Origin of the sequence: Duganella phyllosphaerae (genome assembly GCF_001758785.1) — a bacterium.
In the GTDB taxonomy this organism is placed as follows: domain Bacteria; phylum Pseudomonadota; class Gammaproteobacteria; order Burkholderiales; family Burkholderiaceae_D; genus Rugamonas; species Rugamonas phyllosphaerae.
The window spans coordinates 176,331-193,598 of the sequence record NZ_LROM01000093.1 but is presented as its reverse complement, the minus strand read 5'-3'; the positions used below and the strand labels follow the sequence as shown (position 1 = coordinate 193,598).

At 63.3% G+C, this 17,268-nt stretch carries 12 protein-coding genes; 7 read left to right on the top strand and 5 right to left on the bottom strand.

Annotated features, from left to right (window positions below):
• Positions 1 to 1,044: a M29 family metallopeptidase gene (locus DUPY_RS17015; RefSeq protein WP_070249570.1), complete on the bottom strand. Its 1,044-nt coding sequence runs from the start codon at positions 1,042 to 1,044 to the stop codon at positions 1 to 3.
• Between the two features lie 280 nt (positions 1,045 to 1,324).
• On the opposite strand from DUPY_RS17015, the gene DUPY_RS17005 reads away from it, so the two are divergent.
• Complete coding sequence (locus tag DUPY_RS17005) at positions 1,325 to 1,777, top strand: hypothetical protein (protein ID WP_070249568.1); 453 nt, start codon at positions 1,325 to 1,327, stop codon at positions 1,775 to 1,777.
• Between the two features lie 76 nt (positions 1,778 to 1,853).
• On the top strand, positions 1,854 to 2,225 hold the full coding sequence (locus tag DUPY_RS17000) for an apolipophorin (protein ID WP_070249567.1): 372 nt from the start codon (positions 1,854 to 1,856) through the stop codon (positions 2,223 to 2,225).
• On the opposite strand, the gene DUPY_RS16995 is transcribed toward DUPY_RS17000, so the two are convergent.
• From DUPY_RS16995 to DUPY_RS16980, 4 genes are all read right to left on the bottom strand, one after another.
• On the bottom strand, positions 2,226 to 4,331 hold the full coding sequence (locus DUPY_RS16995; protein WP_307188198.1) for a tetratricopeptide repeat-containing diguanylate cyclase: 2,106 nt from the start codon (positions 4,329 to 4,331) through the stop codon (positions 2,226 to 2,228).
• A gap of 196 nt (positions 4,332 to 4,527) precedes the next feature.
• Positions 4,528 to 6,357 (bottom strand): ABC transporter ATP-binding protein, encoded by a 1,830-nt coding sequence (locus tag DUPY_RS16990; protein ID WP_070249566.1) that lies wholly within the window; start codon positions 6,355 to 6,357, stop codon positions 4,528 to 4,530.
• Complete coding sequence (locus DUPY_RS16985; RefSeq protein ID WP_070249565.1) at positions 6,347 to 8,101, bottom strand: ABC transporter ATP-binding protein; 1,755 nt, start codon at positions 8,099 to 8,101, stop codon at positions 6,347 to 6,349. Before DUPY_RS16985 ends, DUPY_RS16990 begins: the two co-directional genes overlap by 11 nt.
• Positions 8,102 to 8,275: 174 nt before the next feature.
• Positions 8,276 to 9,100: a phasin family protein gene (locus DUPY_RS16980; protein ID WP_070249564.1), complete on the bottom strand. Its 825-nt coding sequence runs from the start codon at positions 9,098 to 9,100 to the stop codon at positions 8,276 to 8,278.
• Between the two features lie 260 nt (positions 9,101 to 9,360).
• Between DUPY_RS16980 and DUPY_RS16975 the strand changes: the two genes are divergently transcribed.
• The 5 genes from DUPY_RS16975 (at position 9,361) to DUPY_RS16955 (ending at position 17,172) form a co-directional block, all read left to right on the top strand.
• Positions 9,361 to 10,635, top strand: coding sequence for an amidohydrolase family protein (locus tag DUPY_RS16975; protein ID WP_070249597.1), 1,275 nt, complete (start codon positions 9,361 to 9,363; stop codon positions 10,633 to 10,635).
• Between the two features lie 81 nt (positions 10,636 to 10,716).
• Positions 10,717 to 11,238 (top strand): GNAT family N-acetyltransferase, encoded by a 522-nt coding sequence (locus tag DUPY_RS16970; protein WP_070249563.1) that lies wholly within the window; start codon positions 10,717 to 10,719, stop codon positions 11,236 to 11,238.
• Positions 11,235 to 11,750, top strand: a complete 516-nt coding sequence (locus DUPY_RS16965) for a GNAT family N-acetyltransferase (protein WP_070249562.1) — start codon at positions 11,235 to 11,237, stop codon at positions 11,748 to 11,750. Before DUPY_RS16970 ends, DUPY_RS16965 begins: the two co-directional genes overlap by 4 nt.
• A 320-nt stretch (positions 11,751 to 12,070) precedes the next feature.
• On the top strand, positions 12,071 to 15,166 hold the full coding sequence (locus DUPY_RS16960) for a YjbH domain-containing protein (RefSeq protein WP_307188197.1): 3,096 nt from the start codon (positions 12,071 to 12,073) through the stop codon (positions 15,164 to 15,166).
• A 53-nt stretch (positions 15,167 to 15,219) separates the two neighbouring features.
• Entirely contained in the window at positions 15,220 to 17,172 is a 1,953-nt protein-coding gene (locus DUPY_RS16955) for an SLBB domain-containing protein (RefSeq protein ID WP_141749582.1), read from the top strand.
• The last annotated feature ends 96 nt before the right edge of the window (positions 17,173 to 17,268 follow it).

Genomic DNA, 17,268 nt, shown 5'->3' with positions numbered 1-17,268 from the left:
TCAGGGCTGCCAGGCGCCGTCCGCGTACACCTGCTGGCCGTCCAGGTACACGCCGTCGGTCACCGCGAACACGTCGACGTGGTAGCGCGCATCCTTGCGCTTGAATTGCGGCTTGGTGTACACGCCATGCTTGGCGCCCAGCGACAGGTGGATGCCGCACATGCGCTCGTAGGTGCCGATATCGTCCACCAGGCGCGTGCGCGAGAAGGCGCGGTTCATGCCGAAGCCCAGTTCGCGCAACCACACGTCGCCTTCGTGGGCGCGGATGATGGCCAGCATGTTGTCGAATTCCGGCGTGCTGTTCTCGGCGCCCACCACGCGGCCTTTTTCGACGACGATCGTGACCGGCACCGCCGGCTGGTTGACGTGGAACGAGGTGTCGCCGAACACGAAGATGCGCGCGCGGCCGTTGACCGCTTCCAGGTCGCGCGCCTCGGTAAACACTTCACCGAGCGGGAACTGGCCGCCGATATTGTTCATGCCGGTGTAGTCGCCGATATTGAGTTTGGCCGCTTCGAACTTTGAGCCGAACACCAGTTGCGCGCCGTCGCCGCTGTCCACCATGCCATGGCTGGCGCCATCGATGCGCGCCTTCAGGGCGTGGCCCACGCCGCGATAATAGGCGGGGTCGTAGGCCAGCGATTCGATGTAGTGCAGCCCCTGCACGCCAGGCATGCGTGCCAGGTGCACATGTTCGATCACTTTCAGGCCGCGCTTGAACAGCTCGATGCGGATGCGGAAGGCCTCGAGCCGGAAGCTGGTCGATTGCACCAGCACCACCAGGTCGCCGGCGGCCAGCTGCGCAAAGGCGGCCAGCACATCGTCGGGGGACACCGCGTCGAAGTCGATGAAACGCGCATCGGGCACCACGCGGCGGTAGGCTTCGGTCAGCGCCAGGTTGAGCTCGGTGCGGGTGTCGTGGACGATCAGCGCCGCGTGCGGCGGTGCGTGGCCGATGGCGATCGCCAGGGTGTCGCGCAGGTGGCGCTCGGCGGCATCGACGGCGGCAGCGGCCAAAGGAGTGTTCAAAGCGGGGGAGGACATCGTGACGGGGCTGAAATGGTCGCTGGAGCCGGCATTATAGGACACCGTCAGGCCATGACCGAGCCAAGACAGGGCCAATACAGGGTCAATACAGGGCCAATACAGGGCCAATACGGGGGCACCCCCGCCGCGCAGATTCGCGTGCGCGCCACGCTGCAGGACGTTCTATCGGCTTTAGCGGGCGCTGTGCTGCCTTTCTTCTTGTCTTGCGCCATGACCGCGATATAAAATCCAGAATATAGCCTAGCAGCAACTCCATGGCGACCACAACAGGATGCGTATGACCGTATTAATGGGACAGGATTTGCCGCTGGAACGACCCGACAGCGCCACCGCGCGTGCCGCCTTGTTCGTGCCTACGGCCAACATCAAGGAAGATGTGCTGGACACCGTGCGCCGGGGTGCGGCGATTGTCGGTTATGGCAACCATGACCGTACGCTCACGATTTATTACGAGAGCAACCGCTTCAACGAACCGAACCTGGTCAAGTGGGAGCAAAAGGCGCGCAAGGCGTTCGACCGCCTGGCCGAAAACCTGCCCACTGTCTCCAAGATGATCAGCAAGCCGGAAAACTTCGAGCAGGTCGGCTACATCAACAGCAAGGGCATCCTGATCCGCCGCATGGAAAAACTGATGCATTGGCTGGAAACCTCGGACGCGCTGGCGACGGCGCCCGAGTCGGAAAACATCGTTTTCGCGCCGCCGCCGCCGCCGAAGAAAATCAATACCTGAAACTCGTTGAAGCGTGCGCTGCATCTGCGCAACTCCTTGTATGCTAATGGCAACACCATTCCTTGAGGAGATACACATGACGACGATCACGACATTGGGCAAAACTGCAGCTGCGGTACTGGTCATGGCCGCACTGCTGGGCGGTTGCCAGAAGAAGGAAGACACGGTCGGCGCCGGTCCGGCGGAAACCGCGGGCCGCCAGATCGACCAGGCCAGCGAGCGCGCCGGCGCCGAGATGAAACAGGCGTCGCGCGAAGCGGACCAGAAAATGACCGAAGCGGGCCACAAGATGGACCAGGCTGCCAAGGAAACTGGCGCCAAGCTCGACCGCGCAGCGGACACCGCCGGCGCCAAGCTCAATCAGGCCACCGATGCTGCAGGCCGCAAACTGGAGCAGGCCGGCGAAAACATGCAGCAAAAGGCTGCAGAACGCGAAGCCGGCAAGTAATCAAGTACCCGCGCGCTGGAGCCGCACCACGTTGTCTTGCGACGGCGGCGGCGCCTCCGGTGCGCCACTGAGCACCACGCTCAAATCCACGTAGCCATCGCGCCAGGCGCGTTCCAGGTCCTGTTCGATCGCCTCCATCGAGGTCCGCTCGAAAAGGGCGAAGCCGCGCACGCCGTAAGCGCGGTTGCGGCCGTGGGCCTTGGCCAGGTACAGCGCCATGTCCACCAGGTTCACCGCCCGCTCCCATGGCAGCGGCGTGGCGCCCGGCGCCAGCGGATACGGCGCAAACCCCACCGACACATTGACCGCGATCTCCTGCTCCTGGTAGGACACGCGCTGCGCCGAGATGCCGTGCAGGATGCGCCGCGCGATGTCGTCGAGGTCGTCGCGCGCCACGGCCGGCAGGAAGGCCAGGAACTCCTCGCCGCCCCAGCGCACGATCATGTCGGTTTCGCGCAATACGATCCGCAGGTTGTCGGCGATCGCCGTGAGCACGGCGTCGCCGGCGGCGTGGCCGTAGCTGTCGTTGATATGCTTGAAGTGATCGACGTCGAGCAGGAACAGTGCGCCCACCACGTCGTCGCCGCGCTGCCCGCGCCGATCTGACGGCACCGGCGCCAGCGTGCGCATATAGTCCTGGAAGTGGCGGCGGTTGTAGAGCGACGTCAGTGGATCGAGGGTGGACTGGGCTTTCAGTTCCAGGTTCTTTTCTTCGAGCCGGGCGTAGCTGTGACGCACCTTGCGGTACAACAGTCCCACCACCACGGCCGCCAGCGCGAATACCAGCGCCAGCAGCCACCACAGGCGCTGCTGCAGCGCGCGGTTGTCCAGTTCCGCCGTTTGCAGCTGGTTCTCGCGGCTGAGCAGTTCGATCTGGCGTTCCTTCTTGTCGGTCTCGTATTTTTCCTGCAGTTCCAGCATCGACTTCTGGCGCTGGCGTTCGAACAGCTCGTCCGAGAGCGCGCGTTCGCGGTGGTAGGCCGCCAGGGCGCCAGCGAGGTCGCCGGCGTTTTCCAGCGCCACGCCGTACTCGCGCATGACCAGTTGCAGCTCCGGCTTGTTGTTTTCCTTTTCGTAGCGCGCCATGCCCGCTTCGAACTGGCGCTTGCCCTCGGCGATGCGGCCCATGGCCAGCAGTGCGTTGCCCAGGTTGACGCGCGCGGTAGCCTCGGTCGATTGATCGTTGTTGCGCTGCGTGACCTGCAGCGCTTCCTGCGCATACTGGGCGGCGCGCGGGTAGTCGCGCAGCTTGAGGTGCAGGTCGGCCAGGTTGACCAGCGTGGTGGTGGCCATGCGCTCGGCGCCCATCTTGCGCTCGAGCTCCAGCTCTGCGCGCAGTGCCCGCATGGCGCGCTGCATTTGCCCGGTGTCGCTGGTCAGCCAGTATTCGGCGTTTTTGGCGATCGACATGCGGCCCGGCGAATTGAGTTTTGCCGATTCGGCCAGCAGTTCGTCGAGGCTGGCGGCGGCCTGGTCGAACTCCTTCATCTGCACCAGCAGCCGGGTCAGCGCATTGAGCGCCGCCGCCAGCGTCGGCGGATCGCTGGTGACGTCGCGCGCAATTTCCACCGCCTGCTGCAACTTGACCAGGGCGGCCGGGAAGTTGCCCTGTTCGGCGTGGGTCTGGCCGGCGGTAATGGTCGCCTGGGCGCGCACGGCGGCGTTATTGGTGCGCATGGCCAGCTTCTCGGCCTCGAACGCCAGCTGGTGAGCGGCCTCGACATCGGCGCGCGCAAACAGCACGTAGACCTTGGTCAGCTGGGCCTTGGCGACGATGGCGTCGTCATGCAGTTCTCGGCCCAGCGCGATGGCTTTTTCGGCAGAGGCCATGGCGTCGTCGTAGCGGCCCTGGCGCATGCGGCCGTCCGCTTCGATGGTCAGCAGGTCGGCCTGCAAGGCGCCCGGCCGGCCGGCCAGCTCGGGCGCGATCTGCGCGAGCGCGGCCAGCGCCTTTTCGGGCAGGAAGCGGCATTGTTCACGGATCTCGATCAGGCGCGCGCGCAGCGCCTCGTTCTCTGCCTGGGTGGAGGTTTGAGTTGGTGCCGGCGTTTGCGCGCCAGCCGGACCGGCGGTGAGCGCCAGGGCGGTTGCCAACGCGGTTGCCAATGCTAGCGCCAGGGCGCGCCTGCGCACCTTGCCGCTTGTTCCGCGATATCCCGATCCCGCCAACGCCACCCCTTCGCTTTTGTCCTGTTTTAGCGCAGTCAATTATAGGGGTATTGCAACCGAGAAATGGGCACGCGCCGTGCAATTGTGCGCGTAAACCCACACTATGGCAGCAGCGCGCAACAGATTCGCCGGCTCAGCTGGTGCTTAGTTGCTGCAACAGGTACAGGCGCTGGTACAAGCCGCCCTCGATCTGCATCAGTTCCTCGTGCGGGCCGGTCTCGGTGATGCGGCCGTGGTTGAGCACGATGATGCGGTCGGCGTCGCGGATGGTGGACAGGCGGTGGGCAATCGCGATCACCGTCACCTTGCCGCGCAACTCGTCGAGCGCCACCTGCACCACCTGCTCGGTCTGCGAATCGATGTGCGACGTCGCTTCGTCGAGCAGCAGGATGCGCGGCTGGCCGGCCAGCGCGCGGGCGATCGCGATCAGCTGTTTCTGGCCCACGGCCAGGCGCGAGCCGCCTTCGCCCAGTTCGGTGTCGTAGCCGCGCTCGAGCGCCATGATGAAGTCGTGCGCGTGCGCCGCGCGCGCGGCGGTCTCGATCTGCGCCTGCGTCAGGCCACGGCCCATGTCGATGTTCTCGCGCGCGGACGCCGCCAGCAGGAACGGGTCTTGCGGCACCAGGCCCACATCGGCGCGGAAGCGTTCGTTGTCGATATCGTCGAGCGCCACGCCGTGCAGCGTGATGCTGCCGTGCGGCGCCGGATAAAAGCGCAGCAGCAGCGAGAGCAGGGTGGACTTGCCGCTGCCGGTATGGCCGACGATGCCGATGAAGGCGCCGGCAGGTATCTCCAGCGACAGGTCGTGCAGCACCGGCTGGCCCGGGTTGTAGGCGAAGTCCAGGTGGCGGATCGCCACCGCCGGCTGCGGCCCTGCCGAGTGTTGATCGGCGGCCGCCGCCTGGCCGCTGGCGGCGGCCGTGTGTTCCTTCGCTTCCGCTTCATTAAGCAGCGTGGCCACGCGGGCGCTGGCCACCACGGCCTGCTGCAGCTGGCTGAACTGCATGGTGATCTGGATCAGCGGCTCGATCACGCGCGCCAGGTAGCTGATGAACGCATACAGCACGCCCACCTCGGTGGCGGTCATCTGGCGCTGGCCGAACACGTAGATGACCACCGCCAGCAGGATCACGTTGAACAGGTCGAGCGCGGGACGCAGCAGCCAGGCATTGGCGCGCAGCTCGGCCTGGCGCGCCGTGTAGTGGGCCTGGTTGGTGGCGGCAAAGCGGGCGCCGAAACGCTCTTGCGCATTGTTCGCCTGCAGCACGCTCATGCCGCCGATCGACTCGGCCATCTGGCCGTTGATGTCGCTGCGCAGGGCGCGTGCGCGGGTGACGGCCGGCGCGCTCCAGCGCTGGTACAGGAACACGATCACCAGCACCGCCGGCAGCAGCGCCAGCACCATGCCCATCAGGCGGATGTCGAGCCACGCCATGGCGGCCATGGTCCCCACCAGCACGATGGTGCTGTCGAGGATCACGAACAGCACCTGGATGTACAGATTCTTGACCGCCTCGGTGTCGTTGGTCACGCGCGAGACCAGCTGTCCGGTGATGGCGCGGTCGAAAAACGACATCGGCAGCAGCAGCACGTGGGTGTACACCATTTCGCGCAGCCGCATCACCGAGCGCATGGCCAGGCCGGACAGGCGCACCAGTTGCAGGTAACGCAGGCCGCTGGCGATCCAGCCCGACAGCAGCAGGCCGGCCAGCAGCATGGCCATGCGCGGCCAGTCCAGGTGGTGCGGCAGCAGGTGTTCGTCGATCAGCGCCTTGCCCATGATGGGGCCCATCACTTCGAACAGGGCAGCGAGCATCAGCCACAGCACGGCCCAGCCCAGGTGGTGCTGGTCGGGACGGGCGGCGCGGCGCAGCAGCGCAAAGGCCTGGCGCGTCTGGGCGCCGATCGAGGTGGTGTCGGGATTGGTCAGCTTCGCTTCGGGCGACGTGGTATCAGGCGGCATCGAGGCTGGCCTCCAGTTGTTGGTAGCGCCACTGGCTGGCGTACCAGCCATCTTGCGCCAGCAGTTGTTCGTGGCTGCCCGACTCGCTGATGCGGCCGTCGCGCAGCACCAGGATCAGGTCGGCGTTGACCACTGCGCTCAGGCGGTGGCTGGCGATTACCGCGCTGCGGCCCGCGCGCGCCTGGCGCAGTTCTTCCAGGTGTTCGAGGATGCGCGTCTCGGTGCCGGTATCGACCGCCGACAAGGCGTCGTCGAGCAGCAGCAGGTCATTATCGGCCAGCAGCGCGCGGGCGATCGCCACGCGCTGGCGCTGGCCGCCGGACAGGGTAATGCCTTTTTCGCCCACCTCGGTTTCGTACCCCTGCGCGAATTTCAGGATGTCGTCGTGCACCGCCGCCAGGTTGGCTGCGTGTTCCACCTGCGCGCGGGTGGCCTCAGGCCGCGCCAGCGCGATATTGTCGGCAATCGAGGCCGAGAACAGGAACGACTCCTGCGGCACCCAGCTGATGCCGGCGCGCAGCGTGTGCAAGGCGTATGCGTCGAGCGCGTGGCCGCTCCAGGTGACGGTGCCCGCCTGCGGCGTGATCTGACGCATCAGCACCCGCAGCAGGGTGGACTTGCCGCTGCCGGTCGGCCCCACCAGGCCCAGCGTCTGGCCCGGCGCCAGGGTGAGCGAGATGTCCTGCAACGCCGGCGCCGACTGGTCGGCATAGGCGTAACGCACATGGTCGAGCACCAGCGCGCCGGGCGCGATGGCGGTGAGCGTGCCGTGGTCGTCGATGGCCAGCGGCGCGGCCAGCATCGGCTGCAGGCGCTGCCAGGCGGCGCGTCCGCGTTCGATCAGCGACAGCACCCAGCCGGCGGCAAACATCGGCCAGATCAACTGCCCCAGGTACATGGTGAACGCGGTGAGCGAGCCGATGGTGAGCTGGTCGTGCCATACCAGGTAGCCGCCCAGGCCCAGCGTGAGCGTGCTGGCGGCGGCCAGCGTGAGGCCCACGGCCGGCTCGTACGCCGCTTCCCATACCTGCGCGCGCAGGCTGGCGTTGGACGCATGCTGCGCCAGCTCGGAAAACTGCTTGGCGCTGCGCTGTTCCAGGCCCAGCGCGCGCAGCGTGCGCACGCCCGACAGGGTTTCCTGCACATGGTCGTTCAGGTCCGAAAAACGCTTGAGCGAATCGGTGGAGGCGGTGTGGATGTGGCCCGAGATATACCAGAACGCCCACGCCATCAGCGGGAACGGCAGCAGCGCAATGCAGGCCAGGCGCCAGTCCACGCCGAGCAGCATCACGCCCAGCACCATCACCAGTGTAATGGCGCCGTCGAAACCGGCCAGCATCGCCTCGCCGGCCACCATTTCGATGGCGTCGATATCGTTGGTGGCCAGGGCCATCAGGTCGCCGGTGCGCTGGCGCTGGTAGAAGGCGGAGCCTTGCTCGGACAGGCGCGCGTACAGGCGCGTGCGCAGCGACACGCCGAGTTTATAGGCGGCGCCGAACAGCAGCTGGCGCCACGCCACGCGCAGGAAATAAATCGCCAGGCCGATCAGCAGCAGCGAACCGATTTCCAGCAGCAGGGCGTTGCCGGACAGGGTGTGGGCAGCCAGCCCGTCGATCATGGCGCCGACCTTGCGCGGCACCCAGATACTGAGCGCGGCCACCCCCGCCAGCATCAGGCCGGACAGGGCATAGGCGCGCTTGTGCTGGCGGACGAAGCCGCCCAGCAGCGCGGAAAGAGTCAACATGTAGCCTCGGAGTAGCGTTGGGCTGGCAGCGTACTGCCAGCGCGTAGTCCGTTAGGATACAGCAAGGCAAACAATCAGGTGGCGCGGCGCTGTCCGGTGAAGCACCGAACAGGCGGTATGCATAAGCACCGTCGTACCCGCGCAGGCGGGTACACAATTGATCACTGGAAAGGATTACTTCTTGTGCTTGCCGGCAGGCGCGTCGGCGGTCCTGGCTTTCGGCGCAACTGCTTTCAGCTTGGCAGTTTTGGTGTCGGCGGCCAGCGCGATCGGCTTGGCGGCCGGGAAGGCCGGCTTGGCTGCTGCCGGCGGCGTGGTGTCGGCAGTAGTTTTGAGTGCCGGCTTGATCGCTTCCGGCGCGGTCGGTGCCACGGCAGCGGCCAGCGGCGCCGGCGCGACCTTGGCAGGGTTGTCCACCGCAGGCGGTTCGTCAGCGTGCACCGCTGCCGAGACAGCGGCCTTGATCGTGGTGGCAGGCGGCGCCGGTTCGGCAACGGTGGCGGTCGGGACTGCCACAGGCGCCGACACTGGTGCTGCGGCTGCCGGCGGCGCGGATGGCTGTGTAGCTGCCGCCGACACGGCAGGCGTTGCCGCCTGGAGCACCTCGGCTGCCGGCGCTACGGCCTTCACCGTCTCGGCGACCGGCGTCGCCAACGGCGCAGCCAACTGCGGCAAGGCTGCGCCGCGCGTGCTCTTGATCAGCTCGGCCTGGGCGCCGCTGGCGATGGCGAACAGTTGGCGGCTATAGGCCAGCAGGCTGTCGATGCCGGTCGGGGTCTCGCGGCTGGCGCTGAACAATTCCCTGGCGTCCTTGACTTCCAGCAGCTTTTTCGCGGCAGCCGACGACTGCTCCATCGAGGCCTTGGTCGTGCTGAGATTGAGCGCAATCAGCTTTTCCGCGCTCTCGACGGCGGTGTGGGCCAGGCTGTTGAAGATCTGGAACTGGGCTTCCAGTTGCGATTTGGTAACGGCGGAAAACTGTTCGGTAATCGAAGACATGGTTTCTCCTGGCGACGGGTCTGTTGCGCTGCAATATGGGAACATTCTAGCCACGAACACCGGGCTTGAATAGTTATTTTTTGTGCTATGTGGGCAGAAGAGTGCCACACGGAAAAATGCTGTGTCCACACTTATTCTCGCACATTTGATCTAGCGCAAAATCAAAGGAAAAAAATCGCCGAGCGATACCGCAATGCAACAATTAGTAGAAACCATCGAAACTGTCTACAATCGACGCCATCACTACTGAGGGGATGTTCATGGATGTGGTCATACGCAACGCCAACCTTGCCGACGGCCAGACCGGCGTCGATATCGCCATCGAGCATGGCCGGATTGCCGCCATCGGCCCGGCACTGGCCGTCATGGCCGGGCGCGAGATCGACGCCGGCGGCGACCTGGTCAGTGCGCCGTTCGTCGACGCCCACTTTCACATGGACGCCACGCTCAGCTACGGCCTGCCGCGCGTCAACGCGTCCGGCACGCTGCTCGAGGGCATTGCCCTTTGGGGCGAGCTCAAGCCGCAGCTGACGCAGCAGGCGCTGGTCGAGCGCGCCTTGCAATATTGCGACTGGGCGGTGGCGCGCGGCCTGCTGGCGATCCGCTCGCACGTGGACGTGTGCGACGACCGGCTGCTGGCGGTGGAGGCGCTGCTTGACGTCAAGCGCCGGGTGGCGCCTTACCTCGACCTGCAACTGGTGGCGTTTCCGCAGGACGGCGTGCTGCGCAGTCCCACCGCGTTCGCCAATCTCAAGCGCGCGATCGCCATGGGCGTGAACGTGGTGGGCGGCATTCCGCACTTCGAGCGCACCATGGCCGATGGCGCCGAGTCGGTGCGCCTGCTGTGCGAGTTTGCCGCCGATCAGGGCTTGCGGGTGGACATGCATTGCGACGAGTCGGATGACCCCATGTCGCGCCATATCGAAACCCTGGCTTACCACAGCAACCGGCTGGGCCTGCACGGCCGCGTGACCGGCTCGCACCTGACGTCCATGCATTCGATGGACAACTATTATGTGAGCAAGCTGCTGCCGCTGATCCGCGAAGGCGGGGTGGCGGCGATCGCCAATCCGCTCATCAACATCACCTTGCAAGGCCGCCACGACAGCTACCCCAAGCGGCGCGGCATGACGCGGGTGCCGGAAATGCTGGCCGCCGGCATCGATGTCGCCTTCGGCCACGATTGCGTGATGGACCCGTGGTACAGCCTGGGTTCGGGCGACATGCTGGAAGTGGCGCACATGGGCTTGCACGTGGCGCAGATGACCGGGCAGGACGCCATGCGCGCCTGCTTCACCGCCGTGACCGACACCCCGGCGCGCATCCTCGGCCTGGACGGGTACGGCGTGGCGGTCGGCTGCCATGCCGACCTGGTACTGCTCGATGCTGCCGACCCGGTGGAGGCGATCCGCCTGCGTGCGGCGCGCCGGCTGGTGATGCGGCGCGGCGTGATCGTGGCCGAGTCGCCGCGCGCCCGGGCCAGGTTGAATTTGCCGGGGCGGCCGGACGGCGTCGATTTCCGCCTCGGTCGCTAAGTCGGACGCGGTGGCGGCGCGCTGGACTTGCCGGCGGAAATCCATGACAATAAAACACTGTCGCCACCGCATGGAGTCGTCTTGAAAGAAATCGCGATCCGCCCCGCCACGGCAGCCGACTTCGGCGCCATGTGGACCATCTTCCAGGAACTTATCGCCACCGGCGACACCTACTATTTCGCTGCCGACACCAGCCGCGATGATTGCCACGCCTACTGGTTCGGCCCCGGCATCGAGAGTTTTGTGGCCGAACTCAACGGCGACCGCCTGCTGGGCATGTATCGCCTCACCGCCAACCAGCGCGACCGTGGCGCCCACGTGGCCAACGCCTCGTTCATGGTGGGTCCTGCGGCGCAGGGCGTGGGGGTGGGCGCCATGCTGGGGCGCGACTGCCTGGCCCGCGCACACCGCCAGGGCTACCTGGCGATGCAGTTCAACTACGTGGTCAGCTCCAACGTCGCCGCCGTGCTGCTGTGGAAAAAGCTGGGCTTTTCCATCATCGGCACGCTGCCGCGCGCCTATCACCACCGCTACCTCGGCTATGTCGATGTGTACGTCATGTACCAGCTGCTGGCAGATCCATCCCACTGGCCCGACGCATGATCATCCTGGACACCGCGCGCCTGCGCCTGCGCACCATCGACACCGATGATGCCAAGTTCTATTTCGAACTGGTCAACGACCCCACCTGGCTGCAATTCATCGGCGACAAGGGCATCCGCAGCGTCGAGCAGGCCCGCGCCGCCATCATCGAGGGGCCGATGGCGATGCAGCAGCGCCATGGTCATTCTCTGTACGTGATGGAGCGCAAGGAAGATGGGAGGGCGCTGGGGATGTGCGGCCTGATCCGGCGCGATTTCCTGCCCGACGTCGATATCGGCTACGCCATCCGCCCGGAGCACTTCGGCCGCGGTTATACCTACGAGGCAGCGCAGGCGGTGCTGGAACTGGCGCGGGGGCCGCTGGGCATCGGCCGGGTGCTGGGCATTACCGACCCGGGTAACGCCAACTCGATCCGGCTGCTGCACAAGCTCGGACTGCGGTTTCAGGAAATAAAGTTGTTGCCGCCGGGTGAGCGGATGACGAATATTTATGCGATTGATTTCTCTACCTAATTGACATCATTGTGACTGTGGCGTGTTTGTCTGTTTCCACAATAAAACAGAGCTTTAAGGCAATAAATTGGCGTACTTTTTGCTAACGATGGTAAAATCACGCTGATTGGCTGCGTAAATTGTAAATAATTAAGGCCGGCCACGATGACAGTTGCGCAGTGCGGTATCATGCCGACGGCGCAGTCATCCGAAGGAGCGGCGTCGCTGGATCATACAAACAAAGGGGCGCAATGTCCCTGTTTCAGTTTAAATTCCACCTCTGGCTTGCTCTACTCCTGATGCTCAGGGAAGTAGCGAATTAGGCGTATTTTTTTGGGTAGTTGGATTTGCTAAGCGCGCTACGAAAATCTGTTAAATATACTTGGTGTGGATACCTGATCCTATTGGGTCACGACAGCCTCGCTGCCACGCCGAGCCTCAATGGTCAGTCGGGTTACATCAACACGCCCAGCGCAGCAGTAGAAGCGGACGGGACTTTCAGTGTTGGTTATAGTTACGACAGTCCTTACGGCCAATTGTGGGCGACAACCACCATCCTGCCGTTTGTGCAAGTAACTGGTCGTTATGTGTCGATCACTGGCATTCCGCCCTTCGGTTTCTCCCCATCGGAACTGGACTACGGCAAGAACTATGGTCGTTACAAGGACAAGGTTATTGATGGCAAGGTCCGGCTCTGGAACGAGAGTGACTGGATGCCGGCAGTCGCGATCGGTAGCAGTGACGTGTTCGGTACGCAACTATTCAAAAGCTACTACGGCGTTGCCTCCAAGACCATCGGCGCGGCCCGCAATATCGAGGTGAGCGTTGGCTATGGCACCAAGCGCATGGACGGCGCTTTCGCCGGTATGCGCTGGACCCCGGTCAAGCTCCCTAACTGGTCGGTCGTAGCCGAGTACAACTCGGTCGATTACAAGCAGGACTTCCGGGCTGATCTTTCCGGTGCGATCAACCGTCGCAAGGGGCCGGCCGTCGGGCTCGAATATCGCTGGGGCTGGCTGGGATTGCAGGCTGCGCGCGGTCGCGACAATTTCAGCGTCAACGCCTTCGTGAGCATTCCGTTCGGTGAGCGTGAATACGTACCCAAAATCTACGAGCCGCCGTTTTTCGAGGACAAGCATCCGATTACGCCACCATCGATCACTGAGTGGCGCCAGGATGCCGGCTATGGAGCCGACCTGATCAAGGCGCTGGCCGCTCAGGATTACCAGAACATTCGCGTCACGCTGACCGGTAACACGCTCAACCTTACGCTGACCAACAACCGCATCTACGATATGGGACGGTCGATTGGCCGCGCGATGCGCACCGCACTGGCATTCACTCCGGCGGGCGTGACGACGATCAAGGTCACTTACACCAAGCTCGACCAGCCGCTGACCACCTACGAATTCTTCGATCTGCCCAAGTTGCAGGATTACTTGGCGGGAAAAATCGATCGCAAGGCATTCAACGAAGTGGTCCTGGTCCGTTATCCTAACAAGGATGACGTGATCGCCGACGACCAGCAAGGCTGGCTGGCGGGCCTGCTCGACGAGTCCGGTCCTGCCGTCGTTGCCAACGCTGCGCCGGCACAGGCACCCACTGTAGCAATGGCAGCCGTAGCACCTGGGCCGGCGACGCTGTCGGCCACCGAAGCGCCGGTGCACACCACCGTTTCTCCGCCATCGGCGCCAACTCCAGCGGCGACGGCTGTCGCTGGTGCGCTCCCGGTACCGCCGCGCGCTGCAAGCGGCGTGGCAACCGTGACCGGTGTGGAAGCCGACGGTAAGCTCCGTGTGGCCATGGGTCACGAAGGCGACGTGGTGCAACTGACTTCCGTGGACCGCGAAAGCAACCGCTTCAAGGTCGCGCCCAAGCTGGGCTTTTTCTTCAACGATCCAAGCGGCGCTTTCCGCTACTCGTTGTCGGCGGCGGCCAATTACGATCGCCGCCTCAGCGATGGCCTGTACCTGAACACCGCCGCCAGTGTCTCGCTGATCGAAACCGTCTCCGGCGTCAAGCAGCCATCGAACAGCAACCTGCCGCACGTGCGTACCGATGTTGCAAAATATCTGGGCGAAAGCCGTTTTGCCCTGAGCCGGGTACTGCTCAATAAATACGCCACACCAGCCGAGCGTTGGTATGTGCGCGGTTCCGTCGGCCTGTACGAAGACATGTTTCGTGGCGCTGGTGGTCAGGTGCTTTACCTTCCCAAGAACAGCCAGTGGGCGGTCGACCTGTCGGTGGATGCTTTGCAACAGCGCGGCTACAAACGCCTGTTTGACAGCCTCGACTACAAGACCGTGACCGCCATCGCGTCGCTGCACTACAAGATGCCTCATGGTATTACGGTGACGGCACGTGCCGGTCGTTTCCTGGCCAAGGATAACGGCGTGCGCATGGAATTCAAGCGGCGCTTCGACTCCGGCATCGAAGTGGGGGCATGGTACACCCACACCAATGGCAACGATATCACCACCCCGGGTACGCCGAGCAAGCCTTACCAGGACCGTGGCGTGTTTCTGTCGATCCCGCTGCGCACCATGTTGCCGCTCGATTCGCAGAACACCATGGGCTTCTCGCTCTCGCCGTGGACCCGAGATGTTGGCCAGATGGTAGCCTCGCCAGGCGACTTGTACGACATGGTTGAAAAACCGCGCCGTGACATGAATTCCTACGACGGCTTGGGCAATTTCGCCGAGCGTCCGGATGAACAGCAACTGCCGGCCGTCAATCCCCCGGACGTGCCGTTTGAAAACCCTGTCCCCGTGGTGCGCGAGCGTATCAACCAGTCGCTGGAAGTCATACCGGCGCCGCGGGAATGGGTGCGCCCGGTCACCATGACTGTCGGTGCGATCCTGGTATCGGCCCTGGCCGACAAGCCTGTGGACCGGCAGATGAAAAAATACCAGGATAAAAAGGCGCTGCGCGGGTTGAACACCTACGGCAACGCGTTGCCGTACGCACTGGTCGGCGCTGCTGGCGCTGCTTTTGCCCTCGGCGACGAACGCCTGAGCAACACCGGCTTGATCGCCATGCAGTCGATTGCCGCCGCTACCGGTGTCTCGCTGGTTGGCAAGTATGCAGTCGGCCGCGCGCGGCCGGAAGAAGAGCGCGGCCCTTGGTCGCGCGTTGGCGAAGGGTATTCCCGTTCCGATGCAGCGTTTCCCTCCGGCCATGCGGCTGTATCGTTTGCCGCCATTACGCCGTTTGCCAAGGAATACAACGCTCCCTGGCTGTACGGAGTGGCCGCACTGGGTTCGGCTGGTCGCGTGGCCGGTCGCAAGCATTGGGTGTCCGACACCGTGGCAGGCAGCGTGATCGGTTATGCGATCGGCAGCTGGCTCTGGCAGGCACAACGCGAACAACACGGCGGTGGCTTGTCGATTGTGCCGGGACCGAAGTCGGTTGCCGTTTCCTGGCAAAAATCCTATTAATCGTGGCGCAAGTCGCGACCGAAAAACACTATTTATCTTTACAAAAGACCAGCATGAAAAAGCCAATTCTGAAAGCCAAGCCGATGTTGAAACAAGTTATCGTTTCAGCATGCATGTTGAGTGTGATGACGACTTCCGCGCTGGCGCAGAGTGCCACCCAAGAGCGCGAGCTGGCGTCTCCGTTTACCGCCTCGCCTGCGATGACCGGGTCGCCTGCGATGACCGGGTCGGCATTGCCATCGATTAGCAGCGGCCGCCCGTCAACTTCGGCGTCACCACAAGCGCCAGTGCAACAGGAGTCTCAGAACCAGCGCAACCCGCAGCCGCGCCAGGCGCGCAAAGCAGGTGAATTTGAAAATTTTGTCGCAACCGTTACCAATAATAACGCGGCCAATCGCGAGAATCTGGCCATTTATGGCTCGGAATTGTTCGAAGGCGTGCCATCCACGTTCGCGCCACTGACCGCAAACCAGGTCAATCAGAATTACCTGATCGGCACAGGTGATGAATTGCAAATTCGTGGTTGGGGCATGGTCAACATCGAAGTCACCGCCAAGGTTGATCGCAGCGGTGCCGTGTATATTCCGCGCGTGGGTGCGGTCAACGTGGCAGGCGTGAAGTATGGTGATCTGCAGGCCTACCTGAAACAGGCAGTGGGCAAAAACTTCAGCAACTTCGATCTCGCTGTCAGCATTTCGCAAGTGCGTCCGGTGCAAATTTACGTGGTCGGCCATGCTACCCGTCCCGGTACCTACACCCTGAACGCAATGAGCACCTTGCTCAATGCCCTGTTCACCTCGGGCGGACCGGACACCACAGGTTCGATGCGGAATATCGAAGTCAAGCGTGGTGGCAAAGTGGTCACCACGTTCGACATGTACGACATGCTGCTCAAAGGCGATAAAACCCGGGATATCTCGTTGCAGGATGGTGACGTGGTGTACGTGCCGCAAGTCGGTCCGCTGGTCGCCGTGGTCGGTAACGTCAAGCGTCCTGCCATTTTTGAAATGAAAGGCCAGGCGTCGGTCGCCGATGCCGTCACGTGGGCCGGCGGTTTTGCCTCGGCCGCCGACACCAAGCAAGTCATCGTTGAAAAAAATGTCAATAACGACTTCAAGATGATCGCCACAGTCAGTGCAGCGCAGGCAGCGCAAGATCCGGGTCTGGCTGCATTGCCGCTGAATCCTACCGACATCATCCGCGTGTTTTCGCCTTCGGCCGTGCCGGTGACGGCGGCGATTAGCAATGAATACGTACGCGTTTCTGGCGAACTTAAGCAAACTGGCGCGTTCCAGTTGCAGCAGGGCGAGACCTTGCGTTCATTGTTGGCCCGCCTGGGTGTTACCGACAAAGCTTATGTATTTGCAGCCGAGTTATCGCGGGAATCTGTCCGCCAAGCACAGCAGGAAAAACTCGATGAAGTCGCACAGCGCTACATGCGCGATCTCGAAGTTGGCGCTTCGCAGCAAATGGCTGCTACTTCGGACAAGGATGCGATCGCTGTGATCAGCGCCGCCGTCGATCGCCAGCGCCTGTTAGCCCAGCGAATGGCCAACATCAAGGCGAAAGGCCGGATCGTGCTGGAGTTGCAGGACGGCGATGCGCAAGTGAAGAACCTGCCCGAGTTAGTGCTGCGCGATGGCGACAGCATCTACATTCCACGCAAACCTGATACGGTGGATGTGCTCGGCGCCGTGTTCCAGCAAAACTCGTTCATCTATCGTCCAAGCCGTAGCGTTGGAGATTACCTGAAACTGGCCGGTGGCGCTAACCAAACCGCCGATCGCTCGCAGATGTATGTCATCCGCGCCGATGGCACCACCCAAAGCAATAACACCTCCGGCTGGTTCTCCGGCGTGGATAGCGCCAGGATCAATCCCGGCGACACCATCGTCGTTCCGGAGGAAATCCCGCATACCTCATGGACCCAAAGCCTGAAAGAGTGGACATCGATTTTCTACCAATTTGGCTTGGGCGCTGCTGGTCTGAAAGTATTAAAAGATTAAAACGGAGTGTAGCGCGCAATTCCGTCATCAGGCGGACGTTGCGCGCTGACTATCGTCAGCTTGCAATCTGGCAGGCAAGTACATAAATTTGAAAGC

Bases quoted from the DNA above. Each gene is read 5' to 3' on its own strand.
- DUPY_RS17015 (WP_070249570.1), bottom strand. From the start codon at position 1,044: ATGTCCTCCCCCGCTTTGAACACTCCTTTGGCCGCTGCCGCCGTCGAT.
- DUPY_RS17005 (WP_070249568.1), top strand. From the start codon at position 1,325: ATGACCGTATTAATGGGACAGGATTTGCCGCTGGAACGACCCGACAGC.
- DUPY_RS17000 (WP_070249567.1), top strand. From the start codon at position 1,854: ATGACGACGATCACGACATTGGGCAAAACTGCAGCTGCGGTACTGGTC.
- DUPY_RS16990 (WP_070249566.1), bottom strand. From the start codon at position 6,357: ATGCCGCCTGATACCACGTCGCCCGAAGCGAAGCTGACCAATCCCGAC.
- DUPY_RS16985 (WP_070249565.1), bottom strand. From the start codon at position 8,101: ATGTTGACTCTTTCCGCGCTGCTGGGCGGCTTCGTCCGCCAGCACAAG.
- DUPY_RS16980 (WP_070249564.1), bottom strand. From the start codon at position 9,100: ATGTCTTCGATTACCGAACAGTTTTCCGCCGTTACCAAATCGCAACTG.
- DUPY_RS16975 (WP_070249597.1), top strand. From the start codon at position 9,361: ATGGATGTGGTCATACGCAACGCCAACCTTGCCGACGGCCAGACCGGC.
- DUPY_RS16965 (WP_070249562.1), top strand. From the start codon at position 11,235: ATGATCATCCTGGACACCGCGCGCCTGCGCCTGCGCACCATCGACACC.
- DUPY_RS16955 (WP_141749582.1), top strand. From the start codon at position 15,220: ATGAAAAAGCCAATTCTGAAAGCCAAGCCGATGTTGAAACAAGTTATC.